Genomic DNA, 25,565 nt, shown 5'->3' on the forward strand with positions numbered 1-25,565 from the left:
GGAAGGTGACTGCGGTGATGGCGGAAGCAGGAACTCTCTGTAAAGCCTGGGCCCTGGGCTGCGACGATGAGTCACTCTTCGATAACGTCATGGTGATCATTCGGTGGAGGGCGGAACCGTCGCTACCGGGAGGCCGTTCCCTGGAATGGGACGACCCGCGCACTGACCACGCGCGATGGCCCGACCACCGTCGTGTCGCAGGACGCGTCGACAGGTACGCGGTACCGGATCGCACCGAACACGGGGGGTTCGACCACGGGCGGCGCGCATGGACGCGCGTCGCGGCAGCAGACAAGGCAAGGGGCCGCAGCAGATGGCTGGACTCGCACTCGATGGGTCGAACCCCGACGTCAGCCTGCTCTACGACATCAACGGGCTGGCCAAGTCCTCTCCCGCCTGGCTCGACAGCGTCGTCGAGTTCGTCGGCGAGTACGGGATCATGCTCGGCATGGTCCTGGTCGCCCTGTGGTGCTGGTGGAGCGTTCGCCGGCACGGCACGGCCGAGGACTCGGTGACGGCGGTCGCCGCACTCGTCTGGGCACCGCTCGCCATGGGCATCGCCCTCCTCGTCAACATCCCCATCAGGGGGTTCGTGGAGCGCCCGCGTCCGTTCAAGGACCATGAGGGGCTCGAGGTCCTCGTCGACGGCAAGAACGACTTCTCGTTCGTCAGCGACCACGCCACGATGGCGATGGCGCTGGCGGTCGGCATCTTCGTGGCCGGCCGGAAGTTCGGGTTCGTCGCACTGGGCCTCGCGTTCGCCGAGGGGTTCTGCCGCGTCTGGATGGGCGTGCACTATCCGACCGACGTGATCGGCGGCCTCGCTCTGGGCACGGCCGTCACGCTCCTCCTCGCCCCGCTGGCCATGGCGCTGCTGACCCCGCTGGTGGCGGCCGTCTCCCGGTCTCGCCGGGCCGGCTTCCTCGTACGGTCGAGGCGGGCGGGGGTCGCCGCCGCCGGCCTCGGCGGCACGCTCGAAGTGCCCGAGCCGCGATCGGGCCGCGGCGGCGGGACGGGAGACAAGGACCTCGCTGCCTGACCCGCTCCTCGCCCGAGTACGGCAGGGCGTCGGTTCCCCGGTGGGGAGCCGGCGCCCTGCCGCGTCGCGGGGTGGGAGACGGAGAGGACCGTCACCGTGGCGGTCCTACGGTGTCTGCGGTCCGGCGAAGAGCCGCTCGGGGTCGTACTGGTCGCGGAGCTTGCCGAGGCGGTCGGCGGACGGACCGAAGTAGGCGCGGCGCCAGTCGGTGAGCGTGGGGTCGGTGTAGTTCTGGTACGCCTCTCCGGAGGCGTGCGGACCCATCGCCGTATGGATGCTTTTCAGCCACCCTTGTGCGGCGGTCGCCGAAGTTCCGGAGGCGTCCGGGCTCCAGGAGGCGAGGTACTGGGCGAGCATCCGGGAGTCCCGGTGCACGAAGGCGGTGGCGTCCCGGGCGACCCGGTTGACCGCTCCGCCGAGGGCCGTGAGGATGACCGACCCCTTCGCGCCCTCGCCGGCGGGCTGCCGGGTGAACGCCTCGACGCGACCGGTGAGGGTGCGCAGTCCTTCGGGCGGCAGCGAGCGGGTGAAGAAGTCGGAGGCCGCCGCGTACGTCTCGCGCCCGAGGGCGCCCCGGGCCGTGCGCCCCGGGGTCGTACCGGGCAGATGGCACTGGTCGGCGGTGAGGCCCGAGCAGCCCGCGTAGGCCAGCATCGCTTCCTCGTAGCCGCGTCGGCGCAGGGAGACGGTGGAGGCGGAGGCCCCCGCGCGGTCGGCGAGCCGGTCCACCGCGTTCTGCAGGTCGCCGTAGGTGCCGAGGCTGAACGCCGCGAGCGACACGGTCGGGTCGGCGCCGTCCGTGCCCGCTTCGAAGTGGAGGGAGGACCAGATCTCGTCCGGCTGGTCGGGCCCCCACTCCTGCCAGGCGGCGAGCACCGCGCCGGCCCGGGACCACGGCCAGCCTAGGTTGCAGACGACGGTCCGCGGGGCGGGCGAGGTACGGAAGCGGAGGCGGGTGACGACGCCGAAGGAGCCGTTGCCCCCGCCGCGGAGCGCCCAGAAGAGGTCCTTGTGACGGGTGGCGTCGGCGGTCAGGGTGCGGCCGTCGGCGGTGACCAGGGTGGCTGAGGTGAGGTTGTCGCAGGTCAGGCCGTACGCGCGAGAGGCCACGCCGTGGCCGCCGCCGAGGGTGAGGCCGGATATGCCGACCGTGGCGCAGGAACCGCCGGGGATGGTGAGGCCGTGGGCGCCGAGGCTCCGGTAGATGTCGCCGAGCCGGGCGCCCGCGCCGATGGTGCCGTCCCGGTCGACGCTTTCGATCGCGGAGACGTCGACGACCAGACGCCCGGTGCCGGCGGACAGGCCCGCGTAGGAGTGGCCGCCGCTCCGGATCGCGACGGGGGTGCCGGTCGCACGGGCGAAGGCGAGGCACTCGCGTATGTCGTCCTCGTGCCGTACGTAGGCGACGGCCGCGGGCCGCTGGGTGTCGAAGCGGGTGTTGTAGAGCCGCCGGGCGGTGTCGTACGCGGAGTCCCCGGGCCGTACGAGGGTCCCGTCGAGGCTACGGCCGAGTGCGGGCCAGTCCGCCGGGGCGCTGTCCGCGGACGCGGCCGGGGTGTTCGTGGGCGGCCCCGGGGACCCGGTGGCGGGGCGCGGCACGCCCGACGGGGAAGCCGCGGAGGGACCTGCGGCGGGGGCGTCCGGGGAGGAGCAGGCGGTGAGCGCGGCGGACGCCCCGGCGGCCAGGACGGCGCGCCGGGCGAGCGACGGGACCGGGGCGGGGCTCGCGCGCCGGGCCGGGGGGATCGCCGGGTCCGCGGGGTGCTGCTGGTTCATGGGACCTCCGGGGCCCGGTGCGGGCGGTGACAGGACCGGGCAGGACGCCGGGCGTCCGGGTCGCGGTGTGCACCGGCGGGCGGGCGGTTCGGGACCTCGTCCGGTGGCCGGGGCGGCCGGGAGCGGTTCGGGCCCTCGTCCGGTCACCGGCGTGCCGGTGGGCGGGGTCAGGCCGTGGTTCGGTGGCGTTCGGCGTCGGTGCGGGCCAGGTCGCGGGAGCGGCGGGCGGGGCCGGACCAGCCGCAGGAGCAGCGGGCGAGACAGAACGAGCCGCGTTCGGTGGTGGTCGTGGCGTGGTCCTGAGCTGCGGTAACGGGCTCGGGCGGGAGGCGGGGGCCCGGGGGAGGGGCGGCGCACGCCGGGGTGCGCCGGGCAGGGTGGACAGCTTCCTGATGCACGTGCCCACGGTACTGGCGGGGCGGCCCGGACGGGAGGGGTCCAGGTCTCTCCGCCGCCGATCGGGGTGGACCGGCGTGACGGGGGGAGGCGGTCGTCGTTATGCGGAACGGGCGAGGGCCCGGTTCCGGCGTGACGTCGTTGGGGGTTGGCAGGCGATGGTGGTGCGGCAGCACGGGTGCGAAGGCGCGGCACTGGCTGTCCGCGCGCTGGCCGCGGCGGCGGTGCTCGCCGTGCTGGCCGGTTGTTCCGGCGGCGGGAGCGGGGCCGTCGCGGGTGCTCCGGCGGAGGAGCCGCCCGGGCTGGTGCTCGACCGGGCGGCGGACGTGCTCGCCGAATCCGGCGGGGCGGAGACGAACACCTCGATGGAGACCTCGGCCGGGGGCACCCGTGTGACGATCCGGGGCCAGGGCGCGTACGACTTCCGCAAGCAGCTCGGCCGCATCAAGGTGGTGCTGCCGAAGGACGCGGCCGGGTCGCAGGAGCACCGCCCGATCACCGAGCTGCTGACGCCGGGCGCGCTCTACATGAAGAACCGGGGGGCCGGAGTCCCGGAAGACAAGTGGGTGCGGATCGACACCACGGTGCTGGCGGACGGCAACCTCGTCACCGGAGGGGTCACCGACCCGATGGCCGCGGCCGAGCTGCTGCGCGAGGCCCGGGGCGTGACGTACGTGGGGCGGACCGAGCTGGCGGGCATCGGGGTCCGCCACTACCGGGGGACCGCGGACATCGGCAGTGCGGCGGGGGCCGCCTCGCCCCTGTCGCGGGCGGCGCTGACGGCCGCGGCGGGCGGGTTCCGCACCCACGCGGTCCCCTTCGACGCCTACCTGGACGACGAGGGCCGGCTGCGGAAGGTCCGCCACCGTTTCACCTTCGCGGCCGAGGGGCCGGCGGTGACGGTGGTCTCGACGATGCTGCTGTACGGGTTCGGCGTGCCGGTCACCGTGGACCTGCCGGACGGTGCGGACCTCTACACGGGCGAGATCCGGCAGAGCTGAGGCGACGGCGGCGGTGGCGGGCGTGGCGGTGACGGGGGCGGCGGTGGGGGCACCCGCGGTGGCGACAGCGCGCGTACCCATGGTGGCGGTCGCCCCCGGAGCCGGAGCCGGAGCGAGTGGCTGGAATTCGATGGTCGTGCCCGTGCGGACGGGCCGTTCGCCGGAGGCGCCGGCCGGGCGTGCGGGTGTTCGACGGGGGAGGGCAGCCCTCTTGGGAGGGGCCGAAATGGCCCGTCCGTGTCATGCGCGCGGCGCTTGGCGATCCCTACGCTGGGAGTCTGCGCCAAGGGCCGGCGACGGTAGAGAGAGGTGACGCAGGTGGTGACGCTCAGCGCTCCGAACGCGCAGGAGTACGTGGCTCTCGCCGAGATCGAACTCTGCGGCGAGTTGATGATCGCCGCATCGGCCAGCACCGAGGACCGGCTCAGTCCGGACCGTATCGACGAGGTGCTCAACGCGGGCGAGGCCGCCGGAGCGTCCAGCTTTCCCCGCCGGGCCGAACGCAGGCTCTGACCGGACCCGACCGGGATCACGTGGCACGTGTCACGCGTCACGTCCGGGCGCCCACGCGAGCATCACGACCGGTGGCGGCATCCCGACCGGTGGCGCCACGACCGGAGGGGGCGCGGACCGGGCGGCGGGCCGGCCGGCGACGGGAACGGACGGGCGTCAGGTGCGAAGGAGGCGCGCGATGGCCTTGGTGGCCTCGTCGACCTTCGCGTCGATCTCGTCCCCGCCCTTGACGGCGGCGTCGGCGACGCAGTGGCGGAGGTGTTCCTCCAGCAGCTGGAGCGCGAAGGACTGCAGCGCCTTGGTGGACGCCGAGACCTGGGTGAGTATGTCGATGCAGTAGGTGTCCTCGTCCACCATCCGCTGGAGACCGCGGATCTGCCCCTCGATCCGGCGCAGGCGCTTGAGGTGCTCGTCCTTCTGGTAGTGGTAGCCGTGGATGCCCCGGTCGTGGTCGGTGACGGTCCCGGCCGGCCGGTCGACGGGTTCCGGCGGGGTGGGGCCGTTCTCCCCGGTGGCCTCGGTGGTGGTCATGCGGTCCTCCCGTTGTCTCGTACCCGTGCGCGCCGACAGCCGTGAAGGCGGGAGTACCGAGAGGTACCCGTTCCGGGGCGTGCCTGTCGCCGGACGCCGCCCGGACTTTCCCCGGGCTGTATACCCCGGGTGGGTATATGGTAACGAATCGAGCCGAAACGTGACCCGGGGGCCGTGCTGATCACGCTGATCGATGGGCGACACTGAAGAATGCCGGTTAGCCGTGGCCGGATGATGCGCCTAGCATCAGCCTGACCGAATCCAAAGCATCCCGAGGACCCCACGTGCGCTTTCGTCTGACCCCCAGGGAGACGAGCTTCTACGACATGTTTTCCGCATCCGCGGACAACATCGTCACGGGCTCGAAACTCCTGATGGAACTGCTCGGAGCGGATTCTTCCTCCCGAGCCGAGATCGCGGAGCGCATGCGGGCGGCGGAGCACGCGGGGGACGATGCCACCCACGCGATCTTCCACCAGCTGAACTCCTCCTTCATCACGCCGTTCGACCGCGAGGACATCTACAACCTCGCGTCGTCGCTCGACGACATCATGGACTTCATGGAGGAGGCCGTCGACCTGGTCGTTCTGTACCAGGTCGAGGAGCTCCCGAAGGGTGTCGAGCAGCAGATCGAGGTGCTGGCCAGGGCGGCGGAGCTGACCGCCGAGGCCATGCCGGGGCTGCGGACCATGGACAACCTCACCGAGTACTGGATCGAGGTCAACCGGCTGGAGAACCAGGCGGACCAGATCCACCGCAAGCTGCTCGCCCACCTCTTCAACGGCAAGTACGACGCCATCGAGGTGCTGAAGCTCAAGCAGATCGTCGACGTGCTGGAAGAGGCGGCCGACGCGTTCGAACACGTCGCCAACACGGTGGAGACCATCGCGGTCAAGGAGTCCTGACTCCAGTGGACACCTTTGCGCTGATCGTGACCGTTGGCGTCGCGCTCGGCTTCACGTATACGAACGGCTTCCACGACTCCGCGAACGCCATCGCCACCTCGGTCTCCACCCGGGCTCTTACCCCGCGGGCGGCTCTGGCGATGGCCGCGGTGATGAACCTGGCCGGCGCGTTCCTCGGACAGGGCGTCGCCAAGACGGTCAGTGAGGGGCTCATCGCCACGCCCGAGGGCTCGAAGGGGATGGGCATCCTCTTCGCGGCGCTGGTCGGCGCGGTCGTCTGGAACCTCGTGACCTGGTACTTCGGTCTGCCGTCCTCCTCCTCGCACGCGCTGTTCGGCGGCATGGTCGGGGCGGCGCTGGCCGGCGGGACGCTGGTGCACTGGGACGGGGTGCTGGAGAAGATCGTCATCCCGATGTTCCTCTCCCCGGTCATCGGCCTGGTGGTCGGCTACCTCTTCATGGTCGCGATCATGTGGATGTTCCGGAAGTCCAACCCGCACAAGGCCAAGCGTGGTTTCCGGATCGCGCAGACGGTCTCGGCGGCGGCCATGGCGCTGGGCCACGGTCTCCAGGACGCCCAGAAGACGATGGGTATCGTCGTGATGGCCCTGGTCATCGCCGACGTCGAGGGTCCGGACGACGAGATCCCGATCTGGGTCAAGATCGTCTGCGCGCTGATGCTCTCGCTCGGTACGTACGCGGGCGGCTGGCGCATCATGCGGACGCTCGGCCGGAAGATCATCGAGCTGGACCCGCCGCAGGGTTTCGCGGCCGAGATGACCGGCGCGTCGATCATGTTCGGTTCGTCGTTCCTCTTCCACGCCCCGATCTCCACCACGCACGTCATCACCTCCGCGATCATGGGTGTCGGCGCGACCAAGCGGGTCAACGCGGTCCGCTGGGGTGTCGCCAAGAACATCATCCTGGGCTGGTTCATCACCATGCCGGCGGCGGCGCTCGTCGCCGCGGCGAGCTACGGGATCGTGTACCTGCTCTTCGGCTGACACCCGGGCCCGAAGCGCCTGACCGTCCGAAGCGTCTGACCGTCCGGTGCGCCTGAAGCGCCTGAAGCGTCCGAACCGCCCGATCCGCCGGGGCGCGTACCGGACGGTGTGTGAATGAAGGGGCCGCCCCCGTTCTCCGCGAAGAGAACGGGGGCGGCCCCTTGTGCCTTGCGGTGGCACCGCCATGCAGCACCGCGAGGCCGATCGGGGTCCGCCGGCCCGGAGGGTGTCCGGGCGGGCGAGGGGTGGGGCCGGCTCAGCCGAAGCGGCCCGAGATGTAGTCCTCGGTCGCCTGGACCGACGGGTTGGAGAAGATCCGCTCCGTCTCGTCTATCTCGATGAGACGGCCCGGCTTGCCGACCGCGGCGAGGTTGAAGAAGGCCGTGCGGTCGGAGACGCGCGCCGCCTGCTGCATGTTGTGCGTCACGATGACGATCGTGAAGCGTTCCTTCAGCTCGCTGATCAGGTCCTCGACCGCGAGGGTCGAGATCGGGTCGAGCGCGGAGCACGGCTCGTCCATCAGCAGGACCTCGGGCTCGACCGCGATGGCGCGGGCGATGCAGAGTCGCTGCTGCTGACCGCCGGAGAGGCCGGAGCCCGGCTTGTTCAGGCGGTCCTTGACCTCGTTCCAGAGGTTGGCGCCCTGGAGCGACTTCTCGACGACGTCGTTCAGCTCGCTCTTGCGGTACTTGCCGTTGAGCTTCAGGCCCGCCGCGACGTTGTCGAAGATCGACATGGTCGGGAAGGGGTTGGGGCGCTGGAAGACCATGCCGACCGTGCGGCGCACGGTGACCGGGTCGACGTTCGATCCGTACAGGTTCTCGTCGTCCAGCAGCACCTTGCCCTCGACGCGGCCACCGGGGGTGACCTCGTGCATCCGGTTCAGGGTGCGCAGGAAGGTGGACTTGCCGCAGCCGGAGGGGCCGATGAAGGCCGTCACGGAGCGGGGTTCGACGGTCATCGAGATGTCCTCGATGGCCTTGTGGCTGCCGTAGTAGGCGGTGAGGCCGCTGACGTCGATGCGCTTCGCCATCTGAATCACTGCTTCTTTCGTGGCCGCGGTCAGCGGCTGGTCTTCGGGGCCTTCCAGCGGGCGATGCCGCGGGCCACCAAGTTGAGGATCATGACGAAGGCGATCAGCACCAGTGCCGCGCCCCAGGCGCGGTCGTACGACGCCTCGGAACCGACCTTGTACTGGTCCCAGATGTAGAAGGGGAGCGAGGACTGGGGGCCGTCGAAGGGGTTGGTGTTGATCAGCTGGCTGCCGAAGACGAGCAGGATGATCGGCGCGGTCTCACCGGCGACACGCGCGATGGCGAGCATGACACCCGTGGTGATGCCGCCGATCGCGGTCGGGAGGACCACCTTCAAGATGGTGCGCCACTTCGGGATGCCGAGGGCGAACGACGCCTCGCGCAGCTCGTTCGGGACGAGCTTGAGCATCTCCTCGGTGGAGCGGACCACGACCGGGATCATCAGGATCGACAGGGCGAGCGAGCCCATCAGGCCGGACGGCCCGAGGTCGGCCATGAGCATGATCGAGAGGATGAAGAGGCCGGCGACGATGGAGGGGATGCCCGTCATCACGTCGACGAAGAAGGTGACCGCCTTGGCGAGGGTGCCCTTGCCGTACTCCACCAGGTAGACGGCGGTGAGCAGGCCGATCGGCGCGGAGATGACGGTGGCGATGCCGACCTGCTCCAGGGTGCCGACCAGTGCGTGGTAGACGCCGCCGCCCGGCTCGGCGGAGAGCACTCCGGCCATCGAGTGGGTGAGGAAGTAGCCGTCGAGGACCTTCGCTCCCCGGGCCGCCGTGGTCCAGAGCAGGGAGGCCAGCGGGATGATCGCGAGGACGAAGCAGACCCAGACGACGCTGGTCGCGAGGCGGTCCTTCGCCTGGCGCTGGTTCTCGACCACCGTGGTGGTCACGTACGAGATCGCCAGGAAGAGCAGCGCGGCGATCAGGCCCCACTGGACACGGCTGTCCAGGCCTGCCGCCGAGCCGATGCCGACGGCGAGGAGGATCGCGACGACGGCGAAACCGAGCGGGGCCCAGCGCGGGAGGGCGCGACTGCTGAGGGAGCCCTTGGACGGCGTCGGACGGTCCTGGACGCCGGTCGATGCGTGGCTCATGCGTTGGCCCCCGAGTACTCCTTGCGGCGGGCGATGATGAGCCGGGCCGCGCCGTTGACCAGCAGGGTGAGCACGAAGAGGACGAGACCGGAGGCGATCAGGGCGTCACGCCCGAACTGGGTGGACTCGTCGAACTTCGCGGCGATGTTCTGGGCGAAGGTGCCGCCGCCCGGGTTGAGCAGGTGGAACGAGATGAGGAAGCTGGGCGAGAGGACCGTGGCGACGGCCATCGTCTCGCCGAGTGCGCGTCCCAGGCCGAGCATCGAGGCGGAGATCACGCCGGAACGGCCGAAGGGCAGCACCGAGAGGCGGATGACCTCCCAGCGGGTGGCGCCCAGCGCCAGGGCGGCTTCCTCGTTCATCCGCGGGACCTGGAGGAAGACCTCGCGGCTGACGCTGGTCACGATCGGCAGGATCATGATCGCGAGCAGGATGCCGACGGTGAAGAGCGAGCGGGCGACGCCGACTTCGGTCTTCTCGAAGAGGTACGTCCAGCCGAAGAACTGGTCGAGCCAGAGGTTGAGGCCCTCCAGGTGCGGGACCAGGACGAGGGCGCCCCAGATGCCGTACACGATCGAGGGGACCGCGGCGAGCAGGTCGACCGCGTAGGAGAGCGGCGCGGCCAGCTTGCGCGGTGCGTAGTGCGAGATGAAGAGGGCGATGCCGACAGCGACCGGGACCGCGATGACCATCGCGACGATCGAGCTGACGACGGTGCCGAAGAGCAGGACCGCGATGCCGAAGACCGGAGGGTCGCCCGCCGGGTTCCAGTCGAAGGTGGTGAGGAAGTTGCCCTCGTCCTTCGAGACGGCGAGTACGGCGCGGTAGGTGAGGAACACGGCGATGGACGCCATGATCACGAGAAGCAGGATGCCGGAGCCCCGGGAGAGGCCCAGGAAGATCTTGTCGCCCGCGCGCCCGCCGGACGTGGCGGGGCGGCTCTGGCGGGCCGGCGGTGCCGGTGGGATGTCTATCGGTGTGGTGGAGGCCATGGTCTTTCCGGTCTGTGTGAGGGAGCGGGGCTCCCCTGGCGGCGGTGCACCGGATGGGAAAGCGCGGCGGCCGGCCGGTGGCCGACGCCCCTTTCGGGGCCCCTGCCCGACCTGCCGCCGGTCGTTCGTGGCCGTGCGGCCCGGTCCGGACGAGGGGCCGGGCCGCACGGGGTTCCGCCCGGAGGCGGAGGTGTCGCTGGTGTGACGTGGAGCCGGTGTCACGAGGAGCTGGTGTGACGTGGAGCCGGTGTCACGAGGAGCTGGTGTGACGTGGAGCCGGTGTCACGTGGAGCTGTGTGACTAGGAGAGGGCCGAGATGGTCTCGCGGACCTTCGCGTTGATCTCGGCCGGGATCGGCGCGTAGCCGGCCTCGGTGAGGAGCTTCTGGCCCGCGTCGGAGGCGGTGTAGGTCAGGAAGGACTTGACCGTCGGAAGGGTCTCGGCCTTGTTGCCGGTGTCGCAGACGACCTCGTACGTGACCAGGACGATCGGGTAGGCGCCCTCGGCCTTGGTGGTGTAGTCGAGGTCGAGCGCCAGGTCCTTGCCGGTGCCCTTGATCTTGGCGGCGGCGATGGCGGCGGAGGCGGTCTCCGGGGAGGCCTTGACCGGGGCGGCGGCACCGGTGTTGATGTCGACGGTGGAGATCGACTGCGAGGAGGCGTACGAGAGCTCGAAGTAGCCGATCGCTCCGTCGACCTGCTTCACCTGGGCGGCGACGCCGGCGGAGCCGGTCGCGGCCTGGCCACCGGGGGCCGGCCACTTCTTCTCGGGCTCGTACTTCCAGTCGTCCGCGGCGGTGGCGGCGAGGTACTTGCCGAGGTTCTGCGTGGTGCCGGAGTCCTCGGAGCGGTGGAAGGGCTGGATCGCCTTGTCCGGCAGGTCGACGCCCGGGTTGAGCTTGGCGATGGCCGCGTCGTTCCACTTCTTGATCTTCGTGTCGAAGATCTTCGCGAGGGTGGGGGCGTCCAGCGTCAGGCTGTCGACACCTTCGAGGTGGAAGCCGATCGCGATCGGGCCGCCGACCATCGGGAGGTTGATGCCCTGGCCGGTCTTGCAGATCTTCTTCGAGTCGGCGACCTCTTCCGGCTTCAGCGCGGAGTCGGAGCCGGCGAAGCCGACGGTGCCCTGGTTGAAGGCGATGATGCCTTCACCGGAGGAGGAGGACTTGTAGTTGACCTCGACGCCGGAGCAGGCGGCCATGTAGTTCTTCACCCAGAGGTCCACGGCGTTCTTCTGCGCGCTGGAACCGGAGGCCAGCAGCTGGCCGGTGGCACCGTCGCAGGAGATGTCCGAGGCGGCGGCGGAGGCGGACTGGCTGGAGCCACCGCTCGTCGCGTCGCTGCTGGTGTTGTCGTCCGAACCGCACGCCGTGAGGACCAGGGCGCCGGAGACGGCGAGGGCACCGAGCGCGGTGGCACGAAGCCGGTTCTTGCGCTGAAGCTTCACTTTCGGGTGTTTCCTTCCAGGAGCCGCCGTGGTCGATACGTTCTACGACGGCGTGCGATGAGGAGTGGTGCGTTGGCTGAGCGCCTCGCACCGTGTAAGTCCGAAATTAGGCAGAACAGGTGAAGCGGCCTACGGGGAGGAGTGAACGGAAGGTGAACCGTGCGGGACGGTGCGGGGTCGCGGCCCCCCGGGGTGTTCCTGGGCGCGGTCCGGCCCCGCTCCGGCGCACGGGTGCCACCCCGTAGGCGTGAGGCGTACGGGGTGGCACGGCGGGGAGACCCCCGCTGACCCGCAGGGCCGCCCGGGCCGCTCAGGTCGCCCGGACCGTCAGGCGTCCGGCCGGGCGGCGATCATCGCGTCGAGCGGCACCCGGTCGGCGGGGCGGGTCAGCCGGTCGCGGGCGGCGGCGGGGGAGAGCCAGGCGACGCGGTCCACCTCGTCGTTGGGTACGAAGGCTCCGCCCGTGGCGGGGGCCTCCCAGTAGAAGACCTCCTTGGGGTGCCCGTTCACCTCGTACCGCAGCATCGGCAGCGCGGCGCCGGGCTCGCAGTGGTGGCCGGTCTCCTCCAGCACCTCGCGGACCGCCGCGTCCCGCGGTTCCTCGCCACGCTTCAGCTTCCCCTTGGGGTGCGACCAGTCGTCGTACCGGGGCCGGTGCACGAGGCAGACCTCGAGCCCGCCGTCGTACGGGGAGCGGCGCCAGAGCACGCAGCCGGCGGCGACCACCGGTCCGGGCGGGCTCATGGCGCCGCCACGGCCGCCGCGTACGGCCAGGTCTCGCGGAACACGCAGCGCGCGGCGTCGACCTCGTGGCGCTGGTCGGCGTGGAGCACGCCGAGGGCGTACGCGGTGGCCGGGGCGATGCGGGGGGTGCGGGCCGCCGCGGAGGCGGCCGAGGCGGCCTCGGAGGCCTCCCGGTGCAGGTCGAGGGCGCGCTCCGGACCGGTGAGGACCGGGTCGGGGGTGCCGGCCACGACCTCGTGGGCGTACCGGTGCAGGCGGAGCAGCAGCCGGATCTGGTGCCAGTGCGCGTCGTGCGCCTCGTTGTAGACGTCCGCCCCGTCGCCGGGCGGCAGGGCCGCGACGGCTCCGAGCAGCTGCTGCCGGGCGTGTTCGGCGGGGTCGAGGAGGGTTTCGGCGGCGGGTGCGCCGGCTCGGGCGGTCAGCGGCACCTCGGAGGCCAGTAGCGCGACGGAGTCGGCGACCGCGTGGAAGCGGGAGGAGCCGAGTGCCTGGAGGGCTGCGGAGTGGGCACGGGTGCGGGCCAGGGTGAGCTGGCGTTCCAGCAGGGCTCCGGCGCGGGCCGCGCCGACGTCCATGGCCGCCCGGTCGGTACCGGCGCCCCCGCCGGCGCCGGCGGGGGCCTTGCCACTGCGGGCGGCCGGGAGGTGGGCGCCGGACAGGTGGTGGAGGGCTTCGAGGAGCCGCAGGAGCCGGGTGGAGCAGTCGTGCTCGCGGGCGAGGGTGCCGGAGAGCCAGGCCAGTTCGGCGCGGAGCTGGTCGGCCCAGCCGGGGTCGAGGAGCCCCTTGAAGGTGTGCAGGGTCCCGCTGATGCGGCGGGCGGACCGGCGCAGCGCGCGGGCGGCCTCTTCGGTGCCGCGGCCGCCGGAATCCGTGGGGGCGCTCTGTTCGCGGTGCAGGCGCAGACTTCGCAGGAAGTCGGCCGCCTGGGCGCGGAGGTAGGGCGCCAGTACCGCCTCGGCGGTCAGTGCCGTGGCGGTACCGGGCGTCTGCTGGTCAGGGCGTCGCACGCCTGCGCCTCCGTGCATCAATGAGCATTTCCTGTACGTGCCGCAGGGGCTGGCCGTCCGCGTCGGTGGAGTGGCGGGTCCATTCGCCGTCGGGACCCAGGTGCCACGACGAGGTCGTGTCGGCCATGCCGGTCTCCAGGAGCCGGCTGAGTGCGGCGCGGTGGGCGGGGTCGGTGACCCGGACCAGGGCTTCGATCCGGCGGTCGAGGTTGCGGTGCATCATGTCGGCGCTGCCGAACCAGACCTCGGGCTCGCCTCCGTTGCCGAAGGAGAAGAGCCGCGAGTGTTCGAGGAAGCGGCCGAGTATGGAGCGGACCCGGATGTTCTCCGAGAGGCCGGCGACTCCGGGGCGTATCGCGCAGATGCCGCGTACCCAGATGTCCACGGGGACTCCGGCCTGCGACGCCCGGTAGCAGGCGTCGATGATCGCTTCGTCGACCATGGAGTTGACCTTGAAGCGGACGTAGGAGGGGCGCCCGGCGCGGTGGTGGGCGATCTCCTTGTTGATGCGGGCGACGAGCCCGTCGCGGAGCGACTTGGGGGCGACGAGCAGTCGGCGGTAGGTCTCGCGGCGGGAGTAGCCGGAGAGCCGGTTGAAGAGGTCGGAGAGGTCGGCGCCGACCTGCGGGTCGGCGGTGAGCAGGCCGATGTCCTCGTAGAGCCGGGCCGTCTTGGGGTGGTAGTTGCCGGTGCCGACGTGGGAGTAGCGGCGCAGGGTGTCGCCCTCCTGGCGGACGACGAGCGACAGCTTGCAGTGGGTCTTGAGCCCGACGAGGCCGTAGACGACGTGGCAGCCGGCCTCTTCCAGCTTGCGGGCCCACTTGATGTTGGCCTGTTCGTCGAAGCGGGCCTTGATCTCGACGAGGACGAGGACCTGCTTGCCGGACTCGGCGGCGTCGATGAGGGCGTCCACTATCGGGGAGTCGCCGGAGGTGCGGTAGAGCGTCTGCTTGATCGCCAGCACGTCCGGGTCGCCCGCCGCCTGTTCCAGGAACGCCTGGACGGAGGTGGAGAAGGAGTCGTACGGGTGGTGGAGCAGCACGTCCCGTTCGCGGAGCGCGGCGAAGATGTCCGGCGCGGACGCGGACTCGACCTCGGCGAGGTCGCGGTGGGTGCCGGCGACGAACTTGGGGTATTTCAGCTCCTGCCGGTCCAGGGACGCTATGCCGAAGAGTCCGGTGAGGTCGAGCGGGCCGGGCAGCGGGTAGACCTCGGCGTCGGTGACCTTCAGCTCGCGGACGAGCAGGTCGAGGACGTAGGGGTCGATGGACTCCTCGACCTCCAGGCGGACCGGCGGCCCGAAGCGGCGCCGCATGAGCTCCTTCTCCAGGGCCTGGAGGAGGTTCTCGGCGTCGTCCTCCTCGACTTCCAGGTCCTCGTTCCGGGTGACCCGGAACATGTGGTGGGCGAGCACCTCCATGCCCGGGAAGAGCTCTTCGAGGTGGGCGGCGATGACGTCCTCGATGGGGACGTACCGCTGCGGGGACGCCTCCAGGAAGCGGGTGAGCAGCGGCGGCACCTTGACCCGGGCGAAGTGGCGGTGGCCGCTGACCGGGTTGCGTACGACGACGGCGAGGTTGAGCGAGAGGCCGGAGATGTACGGGAAGGGGTGCGCCGGGTCCACCGCGAGCGGGGTGAGGACGGGGAAGACGCGCTGGCGGAAGAAGGTGAAGAGGCGGGCCTGCTCCTTCTCCGTGAGGTCGGGCCAGCGGATCAGCTGGATGCCTTCGTCGGAGAGGGCCGGGGCGATGTCCTGCTGGTAGCAGGCGGCGTGCCGGGCCATGAGTTCGCGGGAGCGGGTCCAGATCTGTTCCAGCACCTCGCGGGGCTGGAGCCCGGACGCGGAGCGGGTGGCCACGCCGGTGGCGATGCGGCGCTTGAGGCCGGCGACCCGGACCATGAAGAACTCGTCCAGGTTGGACGCGAAGATGGCGAGGAAGTTGGCCCGTTCGAGGAGGGGCGTCGCGGGGTCCTCGGCCAGTTCGAGAACGCGTTCGTTGAAGGCGAGCCAGCTGCGTTCCCGGTCGAGGAAGCGGTCCCCGGGAAGGCTGCCGCCGTCGCGGCGCGGCTCGTAGGAGCCGGCGTCGGCGTCGAGGCCATGGTCCAGGTCTGCGGTGGTGGAGAACCCCGCCGAGCGCGGCGAACCCTTGGACACCGCCGGCGGGCGGTGTGCGACGGGGGACCCGGCCGACGGCTGGGCCGGAGAGGCTGACGAGGCGGCGGGCTGGACCGGTGCATCGGCGCTGGGCTGCTGGCTCATGGACCCATTCTTCCCGCTGAATGGCCCTATGGGCGCGTCGGAGCGGGGAAAGATCGCGGAAGGTCCGGGAGGGCGCTGGGGCTTTCCGTTGCGGGGGGCGGGCACAGCTGGCTGCATTCCGAGAGAGTCGCAAGCGAGTCTGAATGGACGGTAACGGCGACATGACATGCAGGAAGCGGTGTGGACGCGGGGTGGTGCCCCGAGGGGGCGCCCACCTGCTGGTACGCGCCCCCTGTGGGGGACGGTAGGGCGTATCTCCCGGGTTGTCCGGACGCCGGGAAGGTGTACGACCGTACCGGCGGGGCGCCGAGCGTATACGGCCGCGCCGTCCGGGCTCCCCCCTCGTGGAGCCCGGACGGCGCGGCCTGCTGGTGCGGGGGTTGCGGGGCCGGGTCAGGCGTGCAGGCGGCGCAGCAGCCGGTAGGCGAGGTACACGGCCAGGGCCGCGGCGGCGAGCAGGATGCCGCTCTCCACGAGCTGGAGCGGCCACCGGTGGGACTCCGGGTGGTAGTCCACGTAGCGTTGGGTGACGCCGAGGGCGTCCATGCACGGGTCGCTCTCCCTGGCGGGGCCGGCGCAGGTGTCGCCACTCAGGCGTTCACCGGTGCTCGTGAGGTAGCCCCAGCCGGTCACCCAGCGGTCCGCGTGGAAGTCGGAGTTCTCGGACGTCCCGTAGGTGGCCGTCACCGTCGGCCAGAGGCGGGCCCGTCCCCGGCTGAGCCCGTAGGCCACGATGCCGTGGGCGACCACGGTGACGGCGATGGACGCGAGGGTGCGCCGCAGCAGCAGGCCGGTGAAGGTGCCGACGGCCAGGCCGAAGAGGGCGTAGGCGAGGGGGAGCACTCCGCTCGCGGAGCGCACCCCGTCGAAGTACCACCCTTCGTTGTACTCCTCGGACTGTCCCGCGGCCCAGGCGGTGATGCCCGTCAGTACGAGGGTGGCCGCCACGGCCGCCGCGGTGGGCACGGCCAGCTTCGCGGTGAGCCAGCGGGCGGGCGACACGGACTGGGTCCAGGCGAGGCGGTGGGTGCCGCTCTCCAGTTCGCGGCCGATCGCCGGGCCCGCCATGAACGCCCCGTACACGGCGGGCAGGAGGACCAGGAGCAGCTCGACCCAGCTCCGGGCGGTGCGGAGGTGCTGCTGGCTGCCCAGGTAATCGCCTACGGACTGCGCACAGGCGTGGGTCGGGGTGTTGCTGCCCACCTGGCAGCCGGTGCGGGCGAAGGCGGCGGCGTCGTGTCCGACCCAGAGGGCGACGGCCACCAGCCCGGCGACCGCGAGCACGGTGAGGAGGATCAGCAGCTGGAACGCGCGCAGGTGCTGGCGGACGACGAGCCGGGCGGGGCCGCGCAGACCGGTGGAGGCGGTGGCGCGGCCGGGCGGGGCGGGGCGGGGCGGGGCGAGGGTGCTCATGGCGCGGTCACCGTCCGGGATTCCTCGTGGCGGGCACTGTCCTGGCCGGGGTCGGCGATCGTCAGCGGCGGGGCGTCGGGGGACCGGAGGTGGGCGAGCAGCAGTTCCTCCAGGGACGGGGTGGTGATTTGCCAGGCGTTCTGGTCCACCGGGCCCTTCGGCCGTACCAGCGCGGTGAGTTGGCGGCCCGTGGCGCGGGACTCGACCACCGTGTGCGGGGCGAGGTCGGCGGCCTGCCCGGTGAGTACGGCGTGTGTGGCGAGGATCTCCTCGGTGTCCCCGGCGAGCCGGACCCGGCCTCCGTCGACGAGCAGGAGGTGGTCGCAGGCGCCCTCCAGCTCGGTGAGGATGTGCGAGGACATGACGATGGTGGTGCCGTGCTCGGCGGCCTCGGCCATCAGCAGGCCCATCAGGCGGTGGCGGACCAGCGGGTCGAGATCGGCCATCGGCTCGTCCAGCAGCAGGAGTTCGGGCCGCTTGCCGAGGGCGAGGGCCAGGGCGAGCCGGGTGCGGGAGCCGCCGGAGAGGGTACGGACCCGCGCGGTGCGCGGCAGGTCCCCGACGAACCGCTCGGCGGTCTCCGCGTCCCAGCTGCCCGGGTTGAGTTCCGCGCCGGTCAGCAGGGTCTGTGCCACGGTCAGCTGCCCGTAGAGCGGCTTCTCCTGGGCCACGTACCCGATGCGGGCGCGGGCTTCGGCCGGTGAGGTGCCGAGCACCCGGAGGGTCCCCTCGGCGGGGCGGAGCACCCCGGCGGCGAGGGCGAGCAGGGTGGACTTGCCGGCCCCGTTGGGGCCGACGAGGGCGGCTATCCGCCCGGCGGGCAGCCGGAAGGAGCAGTGGCGCAGGGCCCATGCGTCCTTCCCGCGCCGGTACGTCGTGCCGAGGCCGTCGGCCTCGATCGCGGCGACTGTCATGCGTTCGTTTCCCCCTCGTTCGCGCTGTTCGTCTGTGCCGTGCCGTGCGGCGCCGGTCCGCCGCTCACCTCCGACGTGCCGCCCCCTGTGGGCGCACCGTCCAGTACCGCCGTGAAGAGGGCTGTCATGTCGTCCCGTTCCAGGCCTGCGGCGCGCGCCCGGCCGACCCAGTCGGCGAGTTCGGCGCGGAGCGAGGAGTCCGGGTTCTCGTGGGCCGCGCCGCCGAGGGTGCGCCGGACGAAGGTGCCGAGGCCGCGGCGGCCTTCGGCCAGTCCCTCGCGCTCCAGCTCGCGGTAGGCCTTGAGCACGGTGTTCGGGTTGATCGCGGTGGCCTCGACGACCTCGCGCGCGGTGGGCAGCCGGTCGCCGGGACGCAGAACTCCCAGGCGCAGCGCCTGTTTCGTCTGCTGGACGATCTGCATGTAGGTGGCGACACCGCTGCGCCGGTCGATGCGGAACTCGACCGCTGCGGACTCTGCCATGCGGTCAACACCCTTTCACTAGTTGAGTAGTGAAAGGGTGGGGCAAAGAAGGGGCGGCGTCAAGTGACGCCGCCCCTGGGGCAGTTCGAGTATCCGGCACTTATGCGGTGCTAGGGCGTGTGTCGAAAGTGGCGCCGTCCGCCCGGAGGGCGGGTCCGGCGGCGTCCGGTGCGTGCGACCGCAAGGCGGAGGGGCGCCCCGATACTGGATGTATCGGGGCGACCCCGACAACGCGGCGAGCGTGCGTGCCGGGCGTCGCCGGACAGGCGGGACTTTCGACACACGGCCTAGGGGCAATACCGGTGACTTTGGTGGTTTCTGGTCGTTGGGTGGGTTGTGCCAAGGCCGGGTCAGGTGAAGTCGTCAGGTGTTGATCGGTTTTCGGACCGGATCGCGTTGGGGGTGCTGACGCGGGCGTTTCCGCCGGAGCTGGTCGATGAGGTGGTCGCCGAGTGCGGCAGGGTGGAGCAGCGGACGCGTCTGCTGCCGGCGCGGGTGGTGGTCTATTTCGTTCTGGCGATGTGTCTGTTCTTCGGGCAGGGCTATGAAGAGGTGGCTCGGCTTCTGGTTCAGGGGCTGGAGCGGGAGGGCCGGTGGGCGGCGGTCTGGCGGGTGCCCACGACGGCGGCGATCGGTCGGGCCCGGTTGCGGCTGGGGCCGGAGCCGTTGCGGGTCCTGTTCGCCCGGGTGTGCCGGCCGGTGGCGGTCGCGCGGACGCAGGGTGCCTGGTACCGGCAGTGGCGGCTGGTCGCGGTGGACGGCACCGTTTTCGATGTTCCGGACACCGCGGCGAACGCCCAGTTCTTCGGGCGTCCCGGTACCAGTCGCGGGCAGGGCCGCAGTGCGTATCCGCAGGCGAGGGTGGCGGCGCTGGCCGAGTGCGGGACCCATGCCGTGTTCGCGGCCGAGGTCGGACCGCTCACGGTCCACGAGACAGGGCTGGCCCGGCAGTTGTTCCCCGCGCTGACGAAGGGGATGCTCCTGCTCGCCGACCGGGGCTTTTGCGGCCTCGACCTGTGGCGGGCTGCGAAGGCGGGCGGTGCGGACCTGCTGTGGCGGGTCCGCAGCGTCGTGGTGCTGCCGGTCCTGGAAACCCTCGCCGACGGCTCCTACGTGTCGGAGATCGTCGCCGCGCGGGACAATTATCGGCGCGCGGACCCCGAGCGGGTGCGGGTGATCGAGTACGTCCTCGGCCCACGCGACGGCGGCACCGTCTACCGGCTGATCACCACCCTCCTCGACCCCGACCAGGCACCGGCCGAGGAACTCGCCGCCGTCTATGCCCAGCGGTGGGAGATCGAGAACACCCTGGACGAGATCAAGAACCACCAAGGCGTCCCAGGGCTGGTGCTGCGTTCCCGCTACCCACGCGGCGTCGAACAGGAGATCTTCGCGTTCCTGCTGGTCCACCACGCGCTGCGGGACCTGATGCACCAGGCCGCCCTCAAAACCGGCCATGATCCCGACCGGATCTCCTTCACCCGCACCCTGCGCGTCGTCCGCCGCCACGTCACCGGGCAGGCGGCGCTTTCCCCCCTCACGACTGACCCGGTCCCTCACCCAGAGCCTGCGTGAGATCACCGAACGACCGCTGCCCGCACGGCGGTTACGCTCCAACCCCCGCGTGATCAAACGCAAGATGTCCAACTGGGCCCTCAAACGAACCGAGCACCACAGCCCACCACTGCCAGACATCCCGACGGTCCGGCTGGTCAGGCCAACCAGAGCCACCCCAACCAGCCGGAAACCAACCTAAATCACCGGTATTGGGCCTAGGGGGCCGAAGGTGACCACACGTCGGTCGACGGTGGGGGTGTCAGGACTCCGTGCGGTACATCAGGTCCACCTCGTGGGTGGTGAAGCCCATCCGCTCGTACACCGTCACGGCCGCCACGTTGTCCGCGTCCACGTAGAGCATCGCGTCGGGCAGCCCCTCGGCGGCGAGGTGGCGCAGGCCGATGGCGGTGAGCGCCTTGCCGAGGCCGCCGCCCTGGGCGTCGGGCCGGATGCCGACCACGTACACCTCGCCGAGGTGCTCCTCGGCGTGCACCTTGGTCCAGTGGAAGCCGACGAGCTCGCCGTCGCGCTCGGCCAGGAAGAAGCCCTTCGGGTCGAACCAGGACTCGGCCAGGCGGTCGTCCAGGTCCCGTTGGGTGAGGGCGCCCTGTTCCGGGTGGTGGGCGAAGGCGGCGCTGTTCACGGCGAGCCAGGCGGCGTCGTCCTGGCCGGGCACGAAGGTGCGTACGGTGACGCCCTTCGGCAGCACCGGTTCCGGGATGTCGAGCGGGACCAGCGGGCGGCGGAGCTGGCGCAGCTCGCGGAAGAGGCTGAGCCCGAGCACCTGCGAGAGGTGGCGGGCGGCCGGGCCGCCGCCGTGCGCCCACACCCGCAGACGCTTGCCGCTGGCGGCGAGCAATGCGGCGCCCAGGGCCCGGCCGTGGCCGTGGCCGCGCTGTTCGGGGAGGACGACGAGTTCGGCGGCCGGGGCCTCCACGGGGTCGGTGTCCTCCAGCTGCGCGTACCCGGCCAGCACGCCGCCGCTGGTCAGCAGCAGGTGGCGTACGCCGGTCCGGTGGCCGCCCCGGAGGTAGAGCCGCCCCTGTTCGGAGACCGCCTGCCGGCCGTCCGCCCGGGCGGCTTCGGCGAGCAGATCGAGTACGGCGTCGGCCTGAACGGGTGCGAGCACGTCCAGTGTCTGGATCTCGCGGCCGGGCGCGGGGAGGGGTACGTCAGTCGTCATACGGACGAGCGTACGGCGGGCGGCCCGCCGGGTGGCGGTACGGCCGGGCGGCGGAGAGAGCGCCGGGGCCCGTGTCGCGGTGCTCCGGGTATTCCGATTGCCCTGCCCGACGGGGTCGGGTAGGAAGCTCGCATGCTGAGGGGTGACGAGGTCGGTCTCCGGGGCCGGCACGAGGACGACATTCCGATCCTGCGGGCCGGACTCTACGACGACGTGGCCGAGTCCTCGCGGTCGAGCGGCGCGCCGTGGCGGCCGGTCGTGGCCGGTTCGGCGGACCCGCGGCTCGTGCTGGACGACGGTGACCAGGCGCAGGTCCCGTTCTCCGTGGTCGGACTGGACGGCGGCGCGCTGCTCGGGGCGGCGACGCTCTGGGGCATCGACACGCACAACCGGACCGCGCACGTGGGGCTGCGCCTGCTGCCCTCCGCCCGCGGCAAGGGGTTCGGCACCGACGTCGTCGGGACGCTCTGCCACTACGGCTTCGTCGTGCGCGGTCTGCGGAGGCTCCAGATCGAGACGCTGGCGGACAACCTCGCGATGGTGCGCGCCGCCGAGCGCAACGGCTTCGTCCGCGAGGGTGTGCTGCGCGCGTCGGCCTGGGTGCTGGGCGAGTGCGTCGACGAGGTGCTGCTCGGTCTCCTCGCCGAGGAGTGGAAGCCGGAAGCGCGGAATTCGTCCGCCGGGGAGCGTTTCTGACGGGAAGGCAACCAGCTCGTAACCCCGAAAGACTGTCGCGCTACGCGCGTTGACCCTAGGCTTCCGCACGCACGACTCAGACATGTCAACACCACGTACCTCACGCTGAACACTCACAAGGGGACCGATGTCAGCGACTCCCAAGAAGAACCGAGCCACCCGGCGGCTGCTCGCCCTGGCGGTCGGTGTGGCCACGGTGAGCGCGCTCGCCGCGCTCCCGGCCGGCGCCCACGACCGCGGGGGCAGCCACGGACAGGGCAGCAGCTCCGGCCACGGCCACGGCAAGCAGCCCAGCACGGTCGACGTGCAGCTGCTCTCCTTCAACGACCTGCACGGCAACCTGGAGCCGCCGACGGGCTCGTCCGGCACGGTCTCCGAGATCCAGGCGGACGGCACCACGAAGTCGGTGTCCGCCGGTGGCGTCGAGTACCTCGCCTCCTCGCTGCGCACCGCGCGCCAGGGGCACCCGTACTCCGTCACGGCGGCCGGCGGCGACATGGTGGGCGCGAGCCCGCTGCTCTCCGGGCTCTTCCACGACGAGCCCACGATCGAGGCGCTCAACGGCCTGGACCTGGACGTCACGACGGTCGGCAACCACGAGTTCGACGAGGGCATCGACGAGCTGACCCGCCTCCAGAAGGGCGGCTGCCACCCGGTCGACGGCTGCTACGAGAAGGGCAAGAAGTTCCAGGGCGCCAACTTCCCCTACCTCTCCGCCAACGTCACCAGCGAGAAGACCGGCAAGCCGGTCCTCAAGCCGTACTGGGTGTGGAAGAAGAACGGCGTCAAGATCGGCTTCATCGGGGTGACCCTGGAGGGCACGCCGAACATCGTCACGGCCAACGGCGTCAAGGGACTCCAGTTCCACGACGAGATCGAGACGGTCAACAAGTACGCCAAGGAGCTGGACCGCCAGGGCGTCAAGTCGATCGTCGCGCTGATCCACGAGGGCGGGGCCCCGGCCTCCGGCGCGTACAACTACGACTGCGACAGCCCGGGTGCCGGCGCGGGCGTCTCCGGTCCGATCGTGGACATCGCCAAGGGCATCTCCCCGAAGGTCGACGCCCTGGTCACCGGCCACACCCACACGGCGTACGTCTGCACCATCCCGGACCCGGCGGGCAAGCCGCGCATGGTCACCTCGGCCGCGTCCTTCGGCAAGCTCTACACGGACACGACCCTCACCTACGACCGCCGGACCGACGACATCGTGCGTACGTCGGTGAAGTCGGCGAACCACGTCGTCACCCGTGACCAGGCCAAGGCCTCGGACATGACCGCGCTCATCGCCCGCTGGAACGCGCTGGCCGCCCCGATCGCGAGCCGCCCGCAGGGGTACATCTCCGCCGACATCAACGGACGCGGCTCCACCGCCCTGGAGAAGCCGCTCGGCAACCTGATCGCCGACGCGCAGGCGGAGGGCCTGGCCCCCGCCGACCAGGGCGGTGCACAGGTCGCCTTCATGAACCCGGGCGGCATCCGCGCCGACCTCGTGTACGCCGACTCCGGCGGCGAGGGCGACGGGGTGGTGACGTACGGCGAGTCCTTCACCGTGCAGCCGTTCACCAACATGATGAACGTGGTCGACCTGTCCGGCGCCAACCTGATCGCCGCGCTCCAGCAGCAGGTCAGCGGCCTCAACGAGGCCAGCCCGAAGATCCTCCAGGTCTCGAAGGGCCTCACCTACACGCTCGACCTGACGAAGACCGGCGCAGCCCGCGTCTCCGCGGCCAGCATCAAGCTGAACGGTGAGGCGATCGACCCGGCGAAGACCTACCGCGTCGCGATGAACGAGTTCCTCGCGGGCGGCGGCGACGGCTTCCCGGCCCTCGCCCTCGGTACGAACAAGCTGGTCGGCCCGTCCGACCTGGACCTGTTCAACGCCTACCTGGCGGCCCACTCCACGGCCGCCGCCCCGCTGGCCCCGCCGGCCACGGACCGCATCACGATCGTGCAGTAGTCCTCGCGGACGGTGTGGGGGCGGTGGGCCGGAAACGGCTCACCGCCCCTTCGTGTTCCACGACGTGCTCCCGCTCATCGTGCTCGGGAGGCTCGTGGGGCCCCGCGACACCGCGTGACAGCCTTGTGCCGGAGCCCACCTGCGGTGGCCGGTGTGGCGTCCGGACCGGGGGCCGGCCGGTCTGCCCTCAGGCCCACCGCGGCAGGTCGCTGCCCCACGGGGTCGGGGCCTGCGTCCAGTTCCCCGGGGCGCCGTCGTAGTGGACCGGGGGCAGGGCGTGGGACAGCAGTCCGAAGGAGGACGGGGTCTCGGTGAGCCAGCGGGCGGGGTCGTAGCCGTGGCCTTCGGCGGGGACGGCGTCGATGCCGTGCAACAGCCAGGACGCCGTACCCGCGAGGGAGAAGCGGAGATGCCGTCCGCCGCCCTCGGTCCGGCGGTCGCCCAGCGCGCGCAGGACGGCGGCGGCGAGCAGGTAGCCGGTGGCGTGGTCCAGCGCCTGTGCGGGCAGCACGCCGGGCCGGCCGTCGTCCGCCGCCTCGATGGTGGCGATACCCGTACCGGCCTGGACCAGGCTGTCGAAGCCACGCCGCCCGGCCCAGGGGCCGGACCAGCCCCAGGCGGAGAGCTGGGCGACGATCAGGCCGGGGCGCCGGGCGAGGAGCGCGTCGGGGCCGAGACCGAGCCGGTCCAGCGAGCCGGGGCGGTAGCCGGTGACGACGACGTCCGCCTCCGCGAGGAGTTCCTCGAAGGCCCGCGCGTCGGCGGGGGCCGCGAGGTCCAGCAGTGTGGAGCGCTTGCCCGGACCGGTGTCGGCGTGCGCGTCCGGGTCCTCCCGGAGCCAGGGGGCGTCCACCCGCAGCACGTCGGCGCCGAGCAGGGCCAGGGTGCGGGTGGCGACGGGGCCGGAGATGGTACGGGTGAGGTCCAGGACCCGTACCCCCTCGGCCGGGAGGGACGCGGGCCCCAGGGGTCGGGGGCCGCCCTCGCCGATGCGCGCCGACTCGGTCAACGGCAGCCCGGCCGGGGCGGGTTCGGAGGCCACGGCCACGGCGAGGCCGTCCGCCGCGTAGACGGTCTCCTGGATCTCCACCGCCGTGCGTGAGGCCAGTTCCTTCGCGACCGTCTCCACGAGGTCCTCGTCGTTCCCGGTGTCCGTAAGGCCGAGCGCGTGGAGCAGACGGGTGCGGTGGTGCGGGTAGTTGGCGTGGGTGCGTATCCACCCGTCGGCCGTCGGCCAGAACCGGGACAACGGGGCGAAGGAGGTGGGCGTCTCGCCGCCGACCGTGAGGTGGCGTTCGCTGATGAACGCGGTGGCCACCGCGCCCTCGTCCACCCGTACCGCCGGGACCGGAGCGCCGTTGCGGAGCGCGAGGAGTTCCGCCGCCGCGAGCGAGGCGGCTCCCACACTGGCGCGGGCGAGCTCCCGTACCGGCAGACGGGACGGCAGGACGGCACCGGCGCCGACGTAGGACACCCCTTCCAGCAGATCGCTCCGGCCTCCCAGGGCGGTCCAGGCGTATGCGGTCGCGGCGTCCTCGGAGTGCGTCATCGGATCATTATGTGAGAGGGGGCAGGCGATCCCAAGAGGTGGAAAGCGATCAACGGCCGAGGCC

The 25,565-nt window shown here is 71.6% G+C and carries 23 protein-coding genes; 8 read left to right on the top strand and 15 right to left on the bottom strand.

What is annotated here, in order from left to right:
• Nucleotides 1–313: 313 nt before the first annotated feature.
• Nucleotides 314–1,039 (top strand): phosphatase PAP2 family protein, encoded by a 726-nt coding sequence (locus OHT52_RS15975; protein ID WP_328720803.1) that lies wholly within the window; start codon nucleotides 314–316, stop codon nucleotides 1,037–1,039.
• 105 nt (nucleotides 1,040–1,144) lie between these two features.
• Here the strand turns inward: OHT52_RS15975 and OHT52_RS15980 are convergent, their stop codons facing one another.
• Together OHT52_RS15980 and OHT52_RS15985 are read right to left on the bottom strand one after the other, a co-directional pair.
• Nucleotides 1,145–2,815 carry an FAD-binding oxidoreductase gene (locus OHT52_RS15980; protein WP_328720804.1) on the bottom strand — a complete coding sequence of 557 codons (1,671 nt, stop codon included), beginning with the start codon at nucleotides 2,813–2,815 and terminating at the stop codon, nucleotides 1,145–1,147.
• Between the two features lie 167 nt (nucleotides 2,816–2,982).
• On the bottom strand, nucleotides 2,983–3,213 hold the full coding sequence (locus OHT52_RS15985; protein ID WP_328720805.1) for a hypothetical protein: 231 nt from the start codon (nucleotides 3,211–3,213) through the stop codon (nucleotides 2,983–2,985).
• Between the two features lie 156 nt (nucleotides 3,214–3,369).
• On the opposite strand from OHT52_RS15985, the gene OHT52_RS15990 reads away from it, so the two are divergent.
• On the top strand, nucleotides 3,370–4,212 hold the full coding sequence (locus tag OHT52_RS15990; RefSeq protein ID WP_328720806.1) for a hypothetical protein: 843 nt from the start codon (nucleotides 3,370–3,372) through the stop codon (nucleotides 4,210–4,212).
• 309 nt (nucleotides 4,213–4,521) lie between these two features.
• Nucleotides 4,522–4,725, top strand: a complete 204-nt coding sequence (locus OHT52_RS15995) for a hypothetical protein (RefSeq protein WP_328720807.1) — start codon at nucleotides 4,522–4,524, stop codon at nucleotides 4,723–4,725.
• A 156-nt stretch (nucleotides 4,726–4,881) separates the two neighbouring features.
• Here the strand turns inward: OHT52_RS15995 and OHT52_RS16000 are convergent, their stop codons facing one another.
• Nucleotides 4,882–5,256, bottom strand: coding sequence for a metal-sensitive transcriptional regulator (locus OHT52_RS16000; RefSeq protein WP_328720808.1), 375 nt, complete (start codon nucleotides 5,254–5,256; stop codon nucleotides 4,882–4,884).
• 284 nt (nucleotides 5,257–5,540) lie between these two features.
• Between OHT52_RS16000 and OHT52_RS16005 the strand changes: the two genes are divergently transcribed.
• Both OHT52_RS16005 and OHT52_RS16010 read left to right on the top strand, forming a co-directional pair.
• Nucleotides 5,541–6,161, top strand: a complete 621-nt coding sequence (locus tag OHT52_RS16005; protein WP_266706158.1) for a DUF47 domain-containing protein — start codon at nucleotides 5,541–5,543, stop codon at nucleotides 6,159–6,161.
• Between the two features lie 5 nt (nucleotides 6,162–6,166).
• Nucleotides 6,167–7,165, top strand: coding sequence for an inorganic phosphate transporter (locus tag OHT52_RS16010; protein WP_328720809.1), 999 nt, complete (start codon nucleotides 6,167–6,169; stop codon nucleotides 7,163–7,165).
• Between the two features lie 256 nt (nucleotides 7,166–7,421).
• Here OHT52_RS16010 and pstB read toward each other — a convergent pair whose 3' ends face one another.
• From pstB to OHT52_RS16060, 10 genes are all read right to left on the bottom strand, one after another.
• Nucleotides 7,422–8,198, bottom strand: coding sequence for a phosphate ABC transporter ATP-binding protein PstB (pstB, locus tag OHT52_RS16015; RefSeq protein ID WP_328720810.1), 777 nt, complete (start codon nucleotides 8,196–8,198; stop codon nucleotides 7,422–7,424).
• A gap of 29 nt (nucleotides 8,199–8,227) precedes the next feature.
• Nucleotides 8,228–9,298, bottom strand: coding sequence for a phosphate ABC transporter permease PstA (pstA, locus tag OHT52_RS16020; protein ID WP_328720811.1), 1,071 nt, complete (start codon nucleotides 9,296–9,298; stop codon nucleotides 8,228–8,230).
• On the bottom strand, nucleotides 9,295–10,290 hold the full coding sequence (gene pstC / locus OHT52_RS16025; RefSeq protein WP_328720812.1) for a phosphate ABC transporter permease subunit PstC: 996 nt from the start codon (nucleotides 10,288–10,290) through the stop codon (nucleotides 9,295–9,297). The genes pstA and pstC overlap by 4 nt, the downstream gene beginning before the upstream one ends.
• A gap of 300 nt (nucleotides 10,291–10,590) precedes the next feature.
• Nucleotides 10,591–11,736, bottom strand: coding sequence for a phosphate ABC transporter substrate-binding protein PstS (gene pstS, locus OHT52_RS16030; RefSeq protein ID WP_328720813.1), 1,146 nt, complete (start codon nucleotides 11,734–11,736; stop codon nucleotides 10,591–10,593).
• 327 nt (nucleotides 11,737–12,063) lie between these two features.
• Nucleotides 12,064–12,480, bottom strand: coding sequence for an NUDIX hydrolase (locus OHT52_RS16035; RefSeq protein ID WP_328720814.1), 417 nt, complete (start codon nucleotides 12,478–12,480; stop codon nucleotides 12,064–12,066).
• On the bottom strand, nucleotides 12,477–13,487 hold the full coding sequence (locus OHT52_RS16040; RefSeq protein ID WP_443046589.1) for a CHAD domain-containing protein: 1,011 nt from the start codon (nucleotides 13,485–13,487) through the stop codon (nucleotides 12,477–12,479). The genes OHT52_RS16035 and OHT52_RS16040 overlap by 4 nt, the downstream gene beginning before the upstream one ends.
• A complete protein-coding gene (locus tag OHT52_RS16045; protein WP_328720816.1) occupies nucleotides 13,474–15,747 on the bottom strand; it encodes an RNA degradosome polyphosphate kinase in 2,274 nt (757 codons plus the stop codon). The genes OHT52_RS16040 and OHT52_RS16045 overlap by 14 nt, the downstream gene beginning before the upstream one ends.
• Nucleotides 15,748–16,140: 393 nt before the next feature.
• Nucleotides 16,141–17,160, bottom strand: a complete 1,020-nt coding sequence (locus tag OHT52_RS16050) for a hypothetical protein (RefSeq protein WP_328720817.1) — start codon at nucleotides 17,158–17,160, stop codon at nucleotides 16,141–16,143.
• Nucleotides 17,157–18,074, bottom strand: a complete 918-nt coding sequence (locus OHT52_RS16055; RefSeq protein WP_328720818.1) for an ABC transporter ATP-binding protein — start codon at nucleotides 18,072–18,074, stop codon at nucleotides 17,157–17,159. Before OHT52_RS16055 ends, OHT52_RS16050 begins: the two co-directional genes overlap by 4 nt.
• The gene (locus OHT52_RS16060; protein WP_328720819.1) at nucleotides 18,071–18,556 is read right to left on the bottom strand and encodes a GntR family transcriptional regulator; all 486 of its coding nucleotides are present in this window, start codon (nucleotides 18,554–18,556) and stop codon (nucleotides 18,071–18,073) included. The genes OHT52_RS16055 and OHT52_RS16060 overlap by 4 nt, the downstream gene beginning before the upstream one ends.
• Before the next feature lie 336 nt (nucleotides 18,557–18,892).
• Between OHT52_RS16060 and OHT52_RS16065 the strand changes: the two genes are divergently transcribed.
• A complete protein-coding gene (locus tag OHT52_RS16065) occupies nucleotides 18,893–20,131 on the top strand; it encodes an IS4 family transposase (protein ID WP_328720820.1) in 1,239 nt (412 codons plus the stop codon).
• A gap of 241 nt (nucleotides 20,132–20,372) precedes the next feature.
• On the opposite strand, the gene mshD is transcribed toward OHT52_RS16065, so the two are convergent.
• Nucleotides 20,373–21,296 carry a mycothiol synthase gene (gene mshD, locus OHT52_RS16070; RefSeq protein ID WP_328720821.1) on the bottom strand — a complete coding sequence of 308 codons (924 nt, stop codon included), beginning with the start codon at nucleotides 21,294–21,296 and terminating at the stop codon, nucleotides 20,373–20,375.
• 132 nt (nucleotides 21,297–21,428) lie between these two features.
• Between mshD and OHT52_RS16075 the strand changes: the two genes are divergently transcribed.
• Together OHT52_RS16075 and OHT52_RS16080 are read left to right on the top strand one after the other, a co-directional pair.
• Entirely contained in the window at nucleotides 21,429–21,992 is a 564-nt protein-coding gene (locus OHT52_RS16075) for a GNAT family N-acetyltransferase (RefSeq protein ID WP_328720822.1), read from the top strand.
• 127 nt (nucleotides 21,993–22,119) lie between these two features.
• Nucleotides 22,120–23,952 (top strand): bifunctional metallophosphatase/5'-nucleotidase, encoded by a 1,833-nt coding sequence (locus tag OHT52_RS16080; protein WP_328720823.1) that lies wholly within the window; start codon nucleotides 22,120–22,122, stop codon nucleotides 23,950–23,952.
• 187 nt (nucleotides 23,953–24,139) lie between these two features.
• Here OHT52_RS16080 and OHT52_RS16085 read toward each other — a convergent pair whose 3' ends face one another.
• Nucleotides 24,140–25,501, bottom strand: a complete 1,362-nt coding sequence (locus OHT52_RS16085) for a CoA transferase (RefSeq protein WP_328720824.1) — start codon at nucleotides 25,499–25,501, stop codon at nucleotides 24,140–24,142.
• Between the last annotated feature and the right edge of the window lie 64 nt (nucleotides 25,502–25,565).

Origin of the sequence: Streptomyces sp. NBC_00247, from assembly GCF_036188265.1 — a bacterium.
Lineage (GTDB): Bacteria > Actinomycetota > Actinomycetes > Streptomycetales > Streptomycetaceae > Streptomyces.